The sequence below is a fragment of the Streptomyces sp. NPDC002574 genome, from assembly GCF_042889545.1.
In the GTDB taxonomy this organism is placed as follows: Bacteria; Actinomycetota; Actinomycetes; order Streptomycetales; family Streptomycetaceae; genus Actinacidiphila.
In genome coordinates this window covers 92,694-104,876 of record NZ_JBIARB010000001.1, presented here as the reverse complement: position 1 = coordinate 104,876, position 12,183 = coordinate 92,694, and the positions used below count along the sequence as shown (strand labels likewise).

The window sequence follows — 12,183 nt, the reverse complement described above, 5'->3', positions numbered from 1 at the left end:
CCGCGAGGCAAGGACCTCCCGCCCCGTCAGACGATGTCGTACGTCAGGTGCGTGGCCGTCGACGTCACGGTCACGCTCCGCTGCACCAGCGCCCGCGGTGATCCTCCGGTGAACAGCGGTGTCCCGGCGCCCAGCACGACGGGTGCGAGGTGCAGCGTCAGCGAGTCGACCAGCCCGGCCTCGAACGCCGAGCCGACGGTCGCGCCGCCGCCCATGAGGACGACGTCGAGGTCCCTGCCCTGTCGCGACGAGGCCGCCTCGGCCCGCTCACGTGCGACGGCGACGGCGTCGGGCAGGCCCGTGGTGACGAACGTCCAGTCGAGGCCGGTGAGTCGCACGGACTCCGGCGGCGAGCTCGTCACGACGACGAACGCGGGCCTGCCGACCTCGCCGGCGCCGTAGCCGATCTCGTCGCTCCAGCCCTTCGGTCCGTCGACCACGTCGAAGAGCCGGCGGCCGAGGACGACGGCGCCGGAGCGGGCGGTCGTCTCGCGCAGGAACCGGCGGTCGTCGGGGTCGTCGGAGAACACCCAGGTGTGCAGGGCCCTGCCGCCGTCGCCCAGACCGTTGTCCGGGCCGGCGTCGGGCCCGGTGACGAAGCCGTCGAGGGAGACCGAGATGTCGGCGATGATGCGTGTCATGTGAGGGCAGACCCGGCTCGCCGCCCGAACTCATCGCCCACCCGGCACTCCACCGCGTGCACGACCCTTGCGCCCCTGTACCGGCGGTAAGCAGACTGCCTGACGAAACGGGAACGCGTACGGGTTGCCGCCGTGGAAGGGCGAGGTACATGGCCTCCGAAGCCGTCATCGTCGAAGCCGTACGCACTCCGATCGGCCGGCGCGGCGGCGCGCTCGCCGCCCTCCATCCCGCCCATCTGCTGGGCCAGACGTACCGCGAACTACTGGCCCGCACCGGTGTCCAGCCCGACGCCGTGGAGCAGATCGTCGGCGGCACGGTCACGCAGGCCGGGGAGCAGGCGGCGAACCCGGTGCGCACCGCCTGGCTGGCCCGCGGCCTGCCGTACGAGACCGCGGCGACGACCGTCGACTGCCAGTGCGGTTCCTCGCAGCAGGCCAACCACATGGTCGCCAACATGATCGCGGCCGGGGTGATCGACATCGGTATCGGCTGCGGCGTGGAGGCCATGTCGCGGGTGCCGCTGGGCAGCGACTCCCGGCACGGGCCGGGCAAGCCCCTCCCGGACGAGTGGAACGTGGACCTGCCCGGCCAGTTCGAGGCCGCCGAGCGCATCGCCCGGCGCCGCGGACTGACCCGGGAGCACGTGGACGGGCTCGGGCTGATCTCCCAGGAGCGGGCGGCGCGTGCCTGGGCAGAGGAGCGTTTCAAGCGGGAGACCTTCGCGGTGCAGATGCCCACCACCGAGGAGGAGCAGCTCGCCGGGCAGGGCGCGGGGCGGCTGGTCGACCGGGACGAGGGCCCGCGCGACACCAGCATGGAGGCGCTGGCCGGGCTGCGGCCGGTCATGCCGGCGGCCGTGCACACCGCGGGGAACTCCTCGCAGATCTCCGACGGCGCGGCGGCCGTGATGTGGGCGTCCAAGCGGACGGCGCGGGCGCTGAGGCTGCGCCCGCGGGCCCGCATCGTGGCCCAGGCGCTGGTCGGCGCGGACCCCCGATTCCTCCTCGACGGGCCGGTCGACGCGACACGGGCCGTGCTCGGCAAGGCCGGCATGACCCTGGACGACATCGACCTCGTCGAGATCAACGAGGCCTTCGCCTCCGTGGTGCTGTCCTGGGCACAGGTCTTCGGCCAGGACCTGGAGAAGGTCAACGTCAACGGCGGAGCCATCGCGCTGGGCCATCCGGTGGGTGCGACCGGTGCTCGCCTGATCACCACGGCGCTGCACGAACTGGAGCGCACGGACCAGGAGTTCGCCCTGATCGCGATGTGTGCGGGTGGCGCTCAGGCGACCGGGACGATCATCCAGCGGATCTGAACGCGGCAGCGCGGCCCCGGACCGGACGGTCAGATACGGGTCTTGCGCCCCGCGAGCAGCACACCGAGGCAGAGGACGGCGACCAGGCCGGTGCCGGCCAGCCACCACACCGAGTCGCCGCCGGAGGACTCGGCCTGCTGCTGCGGGGGGAGGAGCGCGCTGAGCCGGGTGACGGGATCGCGGGTGGGGCTGTCGGTGGCGTACGCGGCCAGGGCCAACTGGGCCAGCGCGGCGGGATTGTCCTGCGACCAGCCCTCGGCGTGGCCGGCCAGCCAGTTGTAGGTGTCCCGGGCGGCGTCGAGGTGGCCGCCGGCGGCGAGTGCCACGACCGCCTCGGCGGTCGTGCCGAAATCGGGCGTCTGCGGGGCGGAGCTGAAGTAACCTCCGCCCGCGCCCAGTTGCCGGACGAGCCAGGCGGCGCCCGCGTCGGCGGCGCTGCCCTCGCAGGCCGAGCGCGGCGGCATGTCCTGGGCGGGGGCCTCGACCACGAAGCCGGCGCCCTCGGCGGCGCGCACCGCGTCCACGGTGGCCTTGGCGTTCGCCGCCGATGCGCCGGTGCCGGCCTGCCGCCGGTAGGTGAAGGCGCCCCCGTCCTGGTGCCCGCAGGGTATTTGCAGCGCGCGCAGCGCGTCGTACGGGCCCATGCCGTCGGTGGTCACGGACTTCACGTCGGTCCCGGCGGCCTTGAGCGCGCCGATGGCGACGCCGGTGGAGTCCGCGTCGGTGGTGCCCCCGGGGTTGTAGGACCAACCGCCGTCCGGGTTCTGCACCTTGGCGAGCCAGTCGGCGCCCCGCTTCGCGGCGAAGTCCTCGCCGTGGGCGGCGAGGGCCTGCACGGCTATGCCGGTGGCGTTGGTGTCCTCGGCCGCGGCGTCGCAGGGCACGGTCGGGTCCGCGCGGTACGAGGCGAAGCCGCCGTCCGCGCACTGCTGCCCGGCCAGCCAGGCCACCGCGCCCTCGGCCGGCGGGGTGTCCGCCGCGTGCAGCGCGAGCAGCGCGTACGACTGGCGCCACACACCGTCGTACGTGGGGTCCGCCGCGCCGTACAGCGCGGCGGGGCGCGTCGCGGGGGCCGGCGAGGCGGCGATCGCCAGGGCACTGAAGGCGGCCAGGGCCGCCGCCGCGGTGCGGCGCAGAAGCATCGGCGGGTGCCTTTCGGTCGAGCGGTCGCGCGCGGCGGGAGGGCGCGGGACACGGCACCGGACGGGTCGTTCGAGCACACCTTAACCGGGTGCCGCCACCTCTTTGTGGCCACCCCGTGCGGCGATGCTCACACGACCCTCACAACGCCCTTACCGGAACGGCTCATACCGCCGCGTATGCGACCGGCGTGGACCGGGAGGGCGGAGTACGCGCCTGCCGCGAGGGGCCCTCGTGACTGGAACGGGTATCAGTCCGGCCGCGCGCCTTTCCGACGATGCGTCAGCGAGGGCGGGCGGCCGCCCGGGACCCGGAAGGCACCGTTTACCGCCGGCGGGTACGTGCCCGCCGTCGCAGGCCCGCGCCGGGACCGGCGCCCGGCCGGCCGTGCGGGCTCACCCCGGTCGGCACGTGTTCCAGCGGCGCTCCCGCCGGGCGGCAGGCGATCGGAGTCCCGCACCAGGCTTGGTCCGAGTGCAACGCCCCTTCCTCACGGCGTCATTGGGACTGCCCTCACGCCCGCCCCGCCATGGGCTCCGCTCCCGCGCCACCGGCTCAGCGGGCCGCCGGCTCCGGGGGAGCGGTGAGGTCGATCAGGCGGCAGACCGTCTCGAGGTCGACTTTGACCTGGGCGATCGAGGCGCGGCCCGAGAGCCAGGTGACGAGCGCCGAGTGCCAGGTGTGCTCGATGACCCGGATCGCGGACAGCAACTCGGCGCCGGGCGGCCCGTCCAGCCGCATCGCGTCGAGGATGATCGCCGTCGTCAGCCGTGACACCGCGTCCACCTCGGGACTGACCGAGCGGTCCGCGAAGTTCAGGGCCCGCACCATCGCGTCCGCGAGATGCGGATCCCGCTGCATCGCGCGGAACGCCCGCATCAGCGTCTCGGCCACCCGGTCCGCCGGCCCGGCCGCGGCGGGCGGGCGCTTGCGCAGCGCCTCGTGGAGGCGTTCCAGCTGATCCTGCATCGTGGCGACCAGCAGGTGGATCTTGGACGGGAAGTACCGGTAGAGCGTTCCCAGCGCGACGTCCGAGCGCTCGGCCACCTCGCGCATCTGCACCGCGTCGAAGCCGCCCCGGCCCGCGAGCACCGCGCTGGCCTGCAGGATGCGGCGGCGACGGGCTTCCTGACGCTCGGTCAGCGGCACCGGGGACGGCTGGGGAGCTGCGGTCATCTGGCCCAATCCGGTGTGCGGCGCGGAGATTCCCGCCAGATTACCGCGCCCCGCGCACCCGCGGCGGGCCGTCCGGGGTCCCCGGCAGTACCGCCCCCAGTCCCGCCGGCGGCCCCGTCAGGCGCCCTGCCCGGGGCCCCGTCACGGGCTCCCGCGGCCGTGCCGCCGGGCGGTCGCGGGCGGTGCGCCGGGGGTTTTCCCGGCGGGCTTCCGCACAGTGGCGCGAATCACCTGTCCCGGCCCAGGGTGCCCGCACCGGGGCAGGTATCTTCAAGCTCTCGGGCAACTCCCGAGTAACCGAATCTGGAACTTGTTCTAGCAAGGCGCGGGCGGCTACGCTCCGGCCGACGTGCAGCGAGAAGGGGGCCGTGAGTGACCGCAGAGGCCAGGCCGCTCCGGATCGCGCTGCTCACCTACAAGGGGAACCCGTTCTGCGGGGGTCAGGGCGTCTACGTCCGCCATCTGTCCCGCGAACTCGCCCGGCTGGGCCACAGCGTCGAGGTGATCGGCTCCCAGCCGTACCCCGTCCTGGACGTCGTGGACGACCCCGATGGCGCAGTGACCCTCACCGAACTTCCGAGCCTCGACCTCTACCGGCAGCCGGACCCGTTCCGCACGCCGGGGCGCGGTGAGTACCGCGACTGGGTCGACGCGCTCGAGGTCGCCACCATGTGGACCGGCGGATTCCCCGAGCCGCTCACCTTCAGCCTGCGGGCCCGCCGCCATCTGGCCGCGCGGCGCGGTGCCTTCGACGTCGTCCACGACAACCAGACGCTCGGTTACGGCCTGCTCGGCGGCCCCGGCGCGCTCGGCGCGCCGCTGGTGACGACCATCCACCACCCCATCACCGTCGACCGGCAGCTGGATCTGGACGCCGCGCAGGGCTGGAAGCGCCGTGCCTCGGTGCGCCGCTGGTACGGCTTCACCCGGATGCAGAAGCGGGTCTCCCGTCGGCTGCCCTCGGTGCTCACCGTCTCCGGCACCTCCCGCCAGGAGATCGTCGACCACCTCGGGGTGCGCGAGGACCGGGTGCACGTGGTGCACATCGGCGCCGACACCGGGCTGTTCTCGCCCGACCCCTCGGTGCCCGAGGTGTCCGGCAGGATCGTCACCACCTCCAGCGCGGACGTTCCGCTCAAGGGCCTGATCCACCTCGTGGAGGCGCTCGCCGCGGTCCGCGCCGAGCAACCCGACGCGCACCTGGTCGTGGTCGGCAGGCGCGCCGACGACGGCCCGGTCGCCGCCGCCATCGAACGCCTCGGCCTGTCCGGCGCCGTGCGGTTCGTGAAGGGCATCAGCGACGCGGAACTCGTCGACCTGGTGCGCAGTGCGCAGGTCGCCTGCGTGCCCTCGCTGTACGAGGGGTTCTCGCTGCCCGCCGCCGAGGCCATGGCGACCGGCACGCCGCTGGTCGCCACCACCGGCGGCGCCATCCCCGAGGTGGCGGGACCCGACGGCGAGACCTGCCTGGCCGTCCCACCGGGCGACTCCGGCGCGCTGGCCGCCGCGCTCGGCCGGCTGCTGGCCGACTCCGCGCTGCGCCACCGCCTCGGCCGCGCCGGCCGTGAACGCGTCCTGGCCCGCTTCACCTGGGAACGGGCCGCCATCGGCACCGCGGAGCACTACCGCGCGGTCATCGAGGCCGCCGGCGGCCCACGGCCGCAGACCGCACGCACCCCCGCCCCGCAGGCGGCGCGGATCTGATGCCGCGCCGCACACGACCGCCGCAAGAGAAAGGCGACGCTCCGTGCTGACCGTCGATTTTTCCCGGTTCCCCCTCGCCGCGGGGGACCGCGTCCTGGATCTCGGGTGCGGCGCGGGCCGCCATGCCTTCGAGTGCTACCGGCGCGGTGCGGACGTGGTCGCCCTGGACCGCAACGGCGAGGAGATCCGCGAGGTCGCCAAGTGGTTCGCCGCCATGAAGGAGGCCGGTGAGGCGCCGGCCGGCGCGACCGCCACCGCCATGGAGGGCGACGCGCTCAATCTGCCGTTCCCCGACGACAGCTTCGACCGGGTCATCATCTCCGAGGTCATGGAGCACATCCCGGACGACAAGGGCGTGCTCGCCGAGATGGTCAGGGTCCTCAAGCCCGGCGGGCTGCTCGCCGTGACGGTGCCGCGCTACGGGCCGGAGAAGGTCTGCTGGGCGCTGTCGGACGCCTACCACGAGGTCGAGGGCGGTCACATCCGCATCTACCGGGCCGACGAGCTGCTCGGCAAGATCCGCGAGGCGGGCCTGCGCCCCTACGGCAGCCACCACGCGCACGCGCTGCACTCCCCGTACTGGTGGATCAAGTGCGCGGTCGGCGTGGACAACGACAAGGCCCTGCCGGTGAAGCTGTACCACAAGCTGCTGGTGTGGGACATCATGAAGAAGCCGCTGGCCACCCGGCTCGCCGAGAACGCGCTCAACCCGCTGATCGGCAAGAGCTTCGTCGCCTACGCCACCAAGCCGCACGCCCCGAAGGCGGGCGTCGACGCGTGAGGCGGACCGAACACCTCGTCCTGCCCGGCGTCCTGACCTCGCAGCAGGCCGCGGCCACCGTCGCCGGCATCCTCGCGGTGCAGCGCCCCGACGGCGCCATACCGTGGTTCGACGGCGGCCACCTCGATCCGTGGGACCACGTCGAGGCCGCCATGGCGCTGGACGCCGCCGGCGAGCACGACCGCGCCGACGCGGCCTACACCTGGCTCGCCCGCCGGCAGAACCAGGACGGCTCCTGGTACGCGGCGTACGGCTACGCCGACGCCGCGGAGGGCGAGCCCACCGACCGGGGCCGGGAGAGCAACTTCTGCGCCTACATCGCGGTCGGCCTCTGGCACCACTACCTGTCCACCGGGGACGACGCGTTCCTGGAGCGGATGTGGCCGGTGCTGTACGCGGCGATCGAGTCCGTGCTGGAGCTCCAGCTGCCGGGCGGCGCGATCGCCTGGAAGCGCGAGGCGGACGGGACGTACCCGCGCGAGGCGCTGCTGACCGGCTGCTCGTCGATGTACCAGGCGCTGCGCTGCGCGCTGGCGGTCGCCGAGCACCGCGAGGACCCGCAGCCGGACTGGGAGCTGGCCACCGGCGCGCTCGGGCACGCCGTGCTGAGCCACCCCGAGCGGTTCCTGGACAAGGACCGCTACTCGATGGACTGGTACTACCCGATCCTGGGCGGCGTGCTGCGCGGAGCGGCCGCGAAGGACCGCCTGGAGTCCCGCTGGGACGACTTCGTCGTGCCCGGCCTCGGGGTGCGCTGCGTCGTCCCCAACCCGTGGGTGACCGGCGGCGAGAGCGCCGAACTCGCCCTCGCCCTGTGGGCGATGGGCGAGTCCGACCGTGCGGTGGAGATCCTCGCCGCGATCCAGCACCTGCGGGCCGAGGACGGCATGTACTGGACCGGGTACGTCTTCGAAGGGGATGCCGGAACGGACGGCGCCCCGGCCTTCTGGCCGCAGGAGCGGACGACCTGGACCGCGGGCGCCGTGCTGCTGGCCGTCGCCGCCCTGGGAGGGGACGAGGCGACGACGGCGGTCTTCGGGGGCGACCGGCTTCCCCTGGGGCTCGTTCCGGAGGCCGCGGGCTGCTGCTCCGCCGGCTGAGCCCGGCCGGGGGCCGGTGCCTCGTGGGTCAGGCCCGGTTGACCCGCCCTGCCACGGCGTGCCCGATGATCAGGTAGACCGCCGCCGGCAGACCGTAGTTCAGCAGGGTGCGCGCCCACGCCGAGTCGGGGGAGAAGATGTTGTGGGCCCAACCGCCGAGCCAGGTCGCCATGTCGTGGATCCACTCCACGAGATCGTTGGCCCGGTTGGCGTCGAGCATCCACAGGACGATCCACAGGATCAGGATGAATGCCGCCACATCCGCCACGACCATGATGATGGTGGCGGCGAGATTGCCGCGATATCGTCTGGACATACCTGCCGTCTTGCCCCGATCGGGTGACTGAAACGTCGTTCCCCGGCCAGTGCATGACTCCCCGTACGGCCCGCTGCGCTGGCCGGCCGCCGGGCCCCGGGTGAGGATGCGATCACGCACCGCATCCCCCACCGGAGAGTCCTTCATGCCCCTGCGCCGCGTCCTGACCGCCTTCCTGATGGCGGGTCTGCTCCTCCTCGTTCCCGCCTGCGGCGGCGACTCCGACACGACCGGCAGCGCCGGCACCGCGAGCCCGACGGCCTCGGTGCAGAAGCAGAAGCTGGCCAAGACCCGCTTCGTCGCCAACGCCGGTCTCGCCGCCGGTGCCACCTACCAGTGGATCGTCAAGCCCTACCGGGCGGGCAAGTTCAAGAAGGGCGCCGACGGCCGCAGGACCGCGATGGTCAAGGCGGCCCTGGCCGGCGCGTTCGCCTACAACCGGCTCAAGGCCGCCTCCGACAACGCCAAGGCCGACCCCACCCTGTCCAAGCTGGTCGCGCCGCTCACGTCCGGCATCGACGCGCTGAAGGACCTGCCGTCCAAGCTGCGCAAGGGCGAGGGCACGGACGACGTCGTCAGCACCTTCCAGGACACCATCACCAACGTGAAGTCCGCCGGCCGGCAGGGCGGCGCCAAGGTCACCGACCAGATCCCGTCCCTGGGCCAACTCGCGGGCGGCTGAGCCCCTTCGGCTCCGCCACCCCGGAAGCGACAGAGCCGTGCCCCGGACCGTGTGTACGGTCCGGGGCACGGCTCTCGCGTGTCAGGCCTGCTGCGTGGGGCTCGCCACGGGGGCGGCGGCCGGCGCGGGCACCGTGCCCGCCGCGTCGTAGGCGGGTGGCGCCGGGGGCGCCATCATCTGCTGCGGGGCGGAGGGAACCCTGGTCCGGGCGGCCAGCGCGCGGAAGAAGTTGACCACCATGAGCACCGGCAGGATGAACGCCTTGAAGAAGATGACGTACTCGCCACCGTGGAAGATGAATCCGAGGTAGATGCCGTAGCCCGTGAAGGCGACACCGGCGAGCACGTTGAAGGCGCGCCAGCCGCGGCTGAGGCCTCCGGAGTTGACCGCGCCGATGACGATCATCGCGATACCGCTGACCATCAGGAGTACGACGTACCAGGAGAAGAGCGGTTCGGCGCTGAAGTCGAGATTCACTGAGTTTCCCGTGTGCAGATGTGGCGATCGTGTGATCGAGGGACAGACGCGTACCTTACCTGTCCCTGTCAAAATTCATATGTTTTATTTACCGGCATTTGGGAAAGCGCTTCGCCCCACCGGCAGGCCGGTGGGGCGAAGGGGGCGAAGCGTGCCGGAACGGATCAGCCGCGCTGGATGCCGCTGGTGTCCTGGAGGACGCCGCGGCGGCCGTCCTGGGTCTGGGCGACCAGGGACTGGCCGTGCTGGTCCACCGCCAGGTACCAGGTGCCCGGGGTGAGTTCGGCGATCGGGGAGCCCGAGCCGTCCTCGGCGTACAGCGGGCGGGCCACCGGCACCGCGAACCAGAACGCCGCGAACTCCGCCGCCGGCTGCTGGTGCTGCGGCTGGGCCGGCTGCTGGTTCTGCTGCGGGTAGCCGTACTGCGGCGCACCGCTGCCGAAGGACTGGTCCGGGGCGGGCTGCTGCCCGGGGTGGCCGTAACCGGTCTGCCCCGTCTGCTGGGCGCCCGGGTAGGGCTGGCCCGGCTGCCCGTACGCCTGCGGCTGCTGCGGGCGCGGCGCCGGCAGCAGACCCGCCTTGAGGGCCGGCAGGCCCTGCAGCGACAGCAGTATCACCGCGGCCAGCGCGGCGGCGGCGACGAACGACAGGTAGGCGCCGGCGCCCAGCTCCCAGGCCTCCTGGCCGTTGAACAGCGACCACAGCGCGTCCCACGCCGCGGCGACCGCGAGCACCGCGCCCCACTGCTCCAGGCCGATGCCGAGCACCTTGCGGCCCTCGGGCTGGAAGCGCGCGGCGATGAACAGCCCCGCGGCGACCAGGCCCAGCAGGTGCACCGACGGCAGCAGCGGGAACAGCTCGCTCTTCCACGCGCTGGCCCCGCACTCGGAGGAGCTGCATCCCTTGAGCGTGTAGAAGTTCAGGAACGAGGCGATCAGCAGCAGGAGCGCCGCGCCGATCGCCGCGCCGTCTCCTCGGGTGAGGGAGCGGTTATTCACTAGGGGTCCTTCTCAGTCGTCTCGTCGTCGCTCTAGCCACGTGTTCCCCATCGTATGGGGGGTGTTGCCGACGGGTGCGCCCGGTAGGGGCTCCGGTGACAGGATCGGGACCCAACGCTCACCTGCCGCTCACCCGCGGCCCTCCAAGTACGCCGTGATGCCGTCGGCGATGCCCTGCGCGGCCTTCTGGCGCCACGCCGCGCTGGTGACCAGGGCCGCGTCCTTGGGGTCGCGCATGTTGCCGCACTCGATGAACACCTTCGGCACCCTGCTGAGGTTCAGCCCGCCCAGGTCGTTGCGGACGTCCAGGCCCGTGCCGCCGCCGATGTAGTTGGACGGCTTGGTCCCGGTCGCCTTCTTGAAGTGGTCCCTGAGGGCGATGCCGAGCGCCCGCGAGGGCTTGGTGATCGCCCGGGTGTCCGCGACGCCCTTGTGGACGGAGGCGGGCAGGATGACGTGGAAGCCGCGGTTGCCGGCCGCCGAACCGTCGGCGTGCACCGACACCACCGCGGCCGCCTTCGCGTTGTTGCCGATCCGGGCCCGCTCGTCGATGCACGGGCCGTAGGCGCGGTTGCCGTCCTGGGTGAACTTCACCGTCGCCCCGCGTGCCGCGAGGATCTTGCGGACCCGGCGTGACACGTCCAGGGTGTACGACGCCTCCGGGTACCCGGCGTTGGTCGCCGTACCGGTGGTGTCGCACTCCTTGCGGGCGGTGCCGATGTCCACCTTGCGGGCGATCGCGCTCGTGTGCCGGTTGTTCGTGGGGTTGTGGCCGGGATCGAGCACGACGACCCGCCCCGCCAGCGGCTTCGTGCTCATCGGGGCCTTGGCGTCCGACGTCCCGCGCGCGGGCGCGGACATCCGCCCCGACGGCAGCGCGGCCACACTCTCGGGGACGGCCCTGTCGCGCCCCTGGTCCGAGGGGTCGCCCGTCGCGCCCCACACCAGCCACGCCGCCGCACATGTCGGTACCAGTGCCGCGGTCACGACCGCGGCGGTGCTGCCCATCGTTTTGAACACGTCCGCGATGCTATCGGCCGGGCCCGATTCCCGGGCCCGTACGGCGCAGGACATGCAGCGAACCGGTCACGGAGAGCTCCGTGAACGCCCCCGACTCCAGGGCCCTGCGGTAGATCCGCCACGGCGCCTGACCGCCGTCGGCAGGGTCCTCGAACACGTCGTGGATCACCAGCAGGCCGTCCTCGGCGAGGTGCGGCACCCAGCCCTCGTAGTCGTTCGTCGCGTGCTCGTCGGTGTGGCCGCCGTCGACGAAGACCAGGCTCAGCGGCGTCCCCCACACTGCCGCCGCCTGCGGGGAGCGGCCCACCACCGCGATCACGTACTCCTCCAGGCCGGCCGCGTGCAGCGTCCGCCGGAACGCCGGCAGCGTGTCCATCCGGCCGACCTCCGGGTCCACCAGCGTCGGGTCGTGGTACTCCCAGCCGGGCTGCTGCTCCTCGCTGCCGCGGTGGTGGTCGACGGTCACGGCGACGGTCTTCGCCTCCCGCGCGGCGGCGGCCAGCAGGATCGTCGACCGGCCGCAGTACGTACCGACCTCCAGCAGGGGCAGCCCGGGCAGCCGCGTGGCCGCGTCCGCGGCGGCGGCGTACAGGGCGAGGCCCTCGTGCGGGGGCATGAATCCCTTGGCGGCAGTGAACGAGGCCAGGACGTCAGCGGATGGCGTGCGCATGGGGACCATGCTCCCGCATCCCGCGTGAGGTACTTTCCCCGCCCTCCCCCACCCTTCGGCCGGGGGGTACCCCCAGCCCGGCGCGGTCAGGTGCCTCGGCGCGCGTGGTGGGTGGGCCGGGGTCGGGGCCTCCGGGGCTGCACGTCCTGGACTGTGATA

13 protein-coding genes are annotated in these 12,183 nt (G+C 73.1%); 5 read left to right on the top strand and 8 right to left on the bottom strand.

Annotation, left to right across the window (positions count from 1 at the left end; all coding sequences use genetic code 11):
* Positions 1-26: 26 nt before the first annotated feature.
* Positions 27-641: a dihydrofolate reductase family protein gene (locus tag ACFYXS_RS00450; protein ID WP_389242214.1), complete on the bottom strand. Its 615-nt coding sequence runs from the start codon at positions 639-641 to the stop codon at positions 27-29.
* 149 nt (positions 642-790) lie between these two features.
* On the opposite strand from ACFYXS_RS00450, the gene ACFYXS_RS00445 reads away from it, so the two are divergent.
* Positions 791-1,960: a steroid 3-ketoacyl-CoA thiolase gene (locus ACFYXS_RS00445; RefSeq protein ID WP_389242212.1), complete on the top strand. Its 1,170-nt coding sequence runs from the start codon at positions 791-793 to the stop codon at positions 1,958-1,960.
* 29 nt (positions 1,961-1,989) lie between these two features.
* On the opposite strand, the gene ACFYXS_RS00440 is transcribed toward ACFYXS_RS00445, so the two are convergent.
* Together ACFYXS_RS00440 and ACFYXS_RS00435 are read right to left on the bottom strand one after the other, a co-directional pair.
* A complete protein-coding gene (locus tag ACFYXS_RS00440) occupies positions 1,990-3,102 on the bottom strand; it encodes a prenyltransferase/squalene oxidase repeat-containing protein (RefSeq protein WP_389242210.1) in 1,113 nt (370 codons plus the stop codon).
* A gap of 553 nt (positions 3,103-3,655) precedes the next feature.
* Entirely contained in the window at positions 3,656-4,276 is a 621-nt protein-coding gene (locus ACFYXS_RS00435) for a TetR family transcriptional regulator (RefSeq protein WP_389242208.1), read from the bottom strand.
* Positions 4,277-4,648: 372 nt separating this feature from the next.
* On the opposite strand from ACFYXS_RS00435, the gene ACFYXS_RS00430 reads away from it, so the two are divergent.
* Genes ACFYXS_RS00430 through ACFYXS_RS00420 form a run of 3 tightly spaced genes read left to right on the top strand, consistent with a single transcriptional unit; the run spans position 4,649 to position 7,861 of the window.
* On the top strand, positions 4,649-5,980 hold the full coding sequence (locus ACFYXS_RS00430) for a glycosyltransferase family 4 protein (RefSeq protein ID WP_389242206.1): 1,332 nt from the start codon (positions 4,649-4,651) through the stop codon (positions 5,978-5,980).
* Positions 5,981-6,023: 43 nt separating this feature from the next.
* The gene (locus ACFYXS_RS00425; RefSeq protein WP_319662533.1) at positions 6,024-6,761 is read left to right on the top strand and encodes a class I SAM-dependent methyltransferase; all 738 of its coding nucleotides are present in this window, start codon (positions 6,024-6,026) and stop codon (positions 6,759-6,761) included.
* Positions 6,758-7,861: a prenyltransferase gene (locus ACFYXS_RS00420; RefSeq protein WP_389242204.1), complete on the top strand. Its 1,104-nt coding sequence runs from the start codon at positions 6,758-6,760 to the stop codon at positions 7,859-7,861. Before ACFYXS_RS00425 ends, ACFYXS_RS00420 begins: the two co-directional genes overlap by 4 nt.
* 28 nt (positions 7,862-7,889) lie before the next feature.
* On the opposite strand, the gene ACFYXS_RS00415 is transcribed toward ACFYXS_RS00420, so the two are convergent.
* Entirely contained in the window at positions 7,890-8,177 is a 288-nt protein-coding gene (locus ACFYXS_RS00415) for a hypothetical protein (RefSeq protein ID WP_319662531.1), read from the bottom strand.
* Positions 8,178-8,322: 145 nt separating this feature from the next.
* On the opposite strand from ACFYXS_RS00415, the gene ACFYXS_RS00410 reads away from it, so the two are divergent.
* Positions 8,323-8,859, top strand: a complete 537-nt coding sequence (locus ACFYXS_RS00410; protein WP_389242201.1) for a hypothetical protein — start codon at positions 8,323-8,325, stop codon at positions 8,857-8,859.
* Positions 8,860-8,940: 81 nt separating this feature from the next.
* Here ACFYXS_RS00410 and ACFYXS_RS00405 read toward each other — a convergent pair whose 3' ends face one another.
* From ACFYXS_RS00405 to ACFYXS_RS00390, 4 genes are all read right to left on the bottom strand, one after another.
* Positions 8,941-9,336, bottom strand: coding sequence for a hypothetical protein (locus ACFYXS_RS00405; protein WP_389242199.1), 396 nt, complete (start codon positions 9,334-9,336; stop codon positions 8,941-8,943).
* 164 nt (positions 9,337-9,500) lie between these two features.
* Entirely contained in the window at positions 9,501-10,334 is an 834-nt protein-coding gene (locus tag ACFYXS_RS00400) for a hypothetical protein (RefSeq protein WP_389242197.1), read from the bottom strand.
* Positions 10,335-10,463: 129 nt separating this feature from the next.
* A complete protein-coding gene (locus ACFYXS_RS00395) occupies positions 10,464-11,342 on the bottom strand; it encodes an N-acetylmuramoyl-L-alanine amidase (protein WP_389243462.1) in 879 nt (292 codons plus the stop codon).
* A gap of 22 nt (positions 11,343-11,364) precedes the next feature.
* On the bottom strand, positions 11,365-12,033 hold the full coding sequence (locus ACFYXS_RS00390) for a class I SAM-dependent methyltransferase (RefSeq protein ID WP_389242195.1): 669 nt from the start codon (positions 12,031-12,033) through the stop codon (positions 11,365-11,367).
* Between the last annotated feature and the right edge of the window lie 150 nt (positions 12,034-12,183).